The organism is Hydrotalea sandarakina (assembly GCF_003254115.1).
Taxonomy (GTDB): domain Bacteria; phylum Bacteroidota; class Bacteroidia; order Chitinophagales; family Chitinophagaceae; genus Hydrotalea; species Hydrotalea sandarakina.
In genome coordinates this window covers 1-2,259 of the sequence record NZ_QKZV01000024.1, presented here as the reverse complement: position 1 = coordinate 2,259, position 2,259 = coordinate 1, and the positions used below count along the sequence as shown (strand labels likewise).

Here is a 2,259-nt window from a genome sequence, read left to right as displayed (position 1 = left end):
TACATTATCAAAGAACACATCTACCGGACTTTCATTGCTGCAGTAAATATAAATATACCCGTTTTTTGGTATTTGTATACCCTGCATACCGGCATCATTGTGGTGGTCTTTTACTACTCCACTACTGCCTACCACACTAAAGCCACCACTAATTTAACGAAATAAAAATGGTATAAAAAAATATTTTTATTGGTTATTTTGAAAGAAAATTCTTAGCTCTCCATAACAATAAAAAAGCAACCTTTTGCAAGATTGCTTTTTGAATATATGCGTTTGTCGGCTTGCATGCCAACAGTTCGAACTTTTTACCAGATATCCGGAAAGTTGTTCGATATTAAATTGAAAAAACTAATAGGACTGATATTTGAATAGCAATCAAAAACTATTTTTGCTATAGGGTAGATATTGATTTGAAAATAATGAAAGATTATTTAATTACAAAACAACTAAACAATTGCTACAAAAAAATTGCACTTATGACTTGAACTTAGACTAAATTAGTATTGATAACCATAAACTTTTTTTCTATAACCTTTAATGTAATTTTTGATAATAAAATAAAAACATAAAAAAACTAGAATTGTTGTAAGGTATATAGAATTTAAAAAATACCAAACTAAAATATTGGGCACAATCATAAAAATGAAAATCATAAAGGTTGGCAAAATTGCAGAAAACCCATAATATCTCACATAGTAAATTCCTAATCTATTTATATACCTAAAATATAATTCTTTACTTACCTCGTTTGAAATGTCATAGTTGTTAATTTTAATAAATTCTAAGTACTCGTTAATTAATGAAGTAATTTTATTTTTCTCTTTCTTTACATGTGGATAATATAATAAAAAATTTCTTAAGGAATAAAAATGAATTTTCTTTTTCATTTCATTACTCGTATTTTCATCAATTTCATTAAGTACTTCCGTGAAATCCATATTTAATAATCTTTTTTAATAAATTTAATGATTGTTTCAATTTTTTCATATACCTCTTTCCCTTTATTAAATATCTCGTTTACCCCTTCAAATTCATTTCCTGTTTTTAAAATCTTCTTTAAGAATGAGAATTTAGATATTATAGGTATATTATATTTCAAAATTAGTCCAGCTATGTTTCTATATATTGAACTTTTAAGATTGTTTATAGATATTAGTCCACGAATAGTGTAATAATAAAATTTATCTGAAAGAATAATTGATGTTTCAGTAATTGCTGGCGTTGCAAATAGTAAGGCAGGTGTTGCTATTATGCCCACAACCCATGCCTGCATAGCCCTGTAATTATCTTCCTCATCACTTAAATGCTTGTACCAATTTAATTTTGAAAGATAAGATTCAGGATCGCCTAGTTCTGAAAGTGGTAATCCTTTTAATTTTCGGCTGAAATATAACTGATAGTTGTTCCTAGCATTGTTCATCTCAGTTGTACCCGGCCACCAATATAAGATGGTGTAACTACTTTTTCTTTTACCAAAAACCGTTACATTTCCTAAATCATGAGGATGACTTTCATTCACAGCAGTATCCTTTAAACCCAAAGGATCATTATTTAGTATTGGATTATTACTAGCAAAGGCATATATTGAAATAGAAACAGAAAAACCACCAATTGGGTCAATGGAAATAAAGCGACCAATTTGCGGATCATACATTCTTTTTTTTGCATCATACCATTCTAAGCCCGAGCCATCAGTAAATTCAGAAGTTTGTAATTCATTACCTCCATTAAATTTATATCGACTAGATAACTCTCCTGCTGCTTTACTGCTTATTCCCGCCATTGTTAAGCCAAACGGATAATAATGCGTCTCCTCCAAAAGCGGCCCTCGTGTATGCACTACCTGCAAATTATCAAAGAACACATCTACCGGACTTTCATTGCTGCAGTAAATATAAATATATCCGTTTTTGGGTATTTGTATACCCTGTATACCGGCATCATTGTGGTGGTCTTTTACTACTCCACTACTGCCTACCACACTAAAGCCACAGCTAATTTAACGAAATAAAAATGGTATAAAAAATTATTGTTATTGGTTTTTTTGAAAGAAATTCTTGACTCTCTATAACAACAAAAAAGCAACCCTTTGCAAGATTGCTTTTTTTAAAATATGTGTTTGTCGGCTTGCCTACCAACAGTTCGAACTTTTTAGAGAGTTTATCCACAATATTGGCATTTTGATTGAAGGGGATTACTGATTTGAAAAGGTATTGAAGAGCAAAAAATTACTGCATAAGGATAACCATGAACCGAAGG

The 2,259-nt window shown here is 30.2% G+C and carries 2 protein-coding genes; both read right to left on the bottom strand.

Going from position 1 to position 2,259, the window contains the following annotated elements:
• Window positions 1-497 precede the first annotated feature (497 nt).
• Complete coding sequence (locus LX80_RS14555) at window positions 498-938, bottom strand: hypothetical protein (protein ID WP_111297326.1); 441 nt, start codon at window positions 936-938, stop codon at window positions 498-500.
• Window positions 939-940: 2 nt separating this feature from the next.
• Window positions 941-1,981 (bottom strand): RHS repeat domain-containing protein, encoded by a 1,041-nt coding sequence (locus tag LX80_RS14300; protein WP_170120477.1) that lies wholly within the window; start codon window positions 1,979-1,981, stop codon window positions 941-943.
• Window positions 1,982-2,259: the final 278 nt, after the last annotated feature.

Bases quoted from the DNA above. Each gene is read 5' to 3' on its own strand.
- LX80_RS14555 (WP_111297326.1), bottom strand. From the start codon at position 938: ATGGATTTCACGGAAGTACTTAATGAAATTGATGAAAATACGAGTAAT.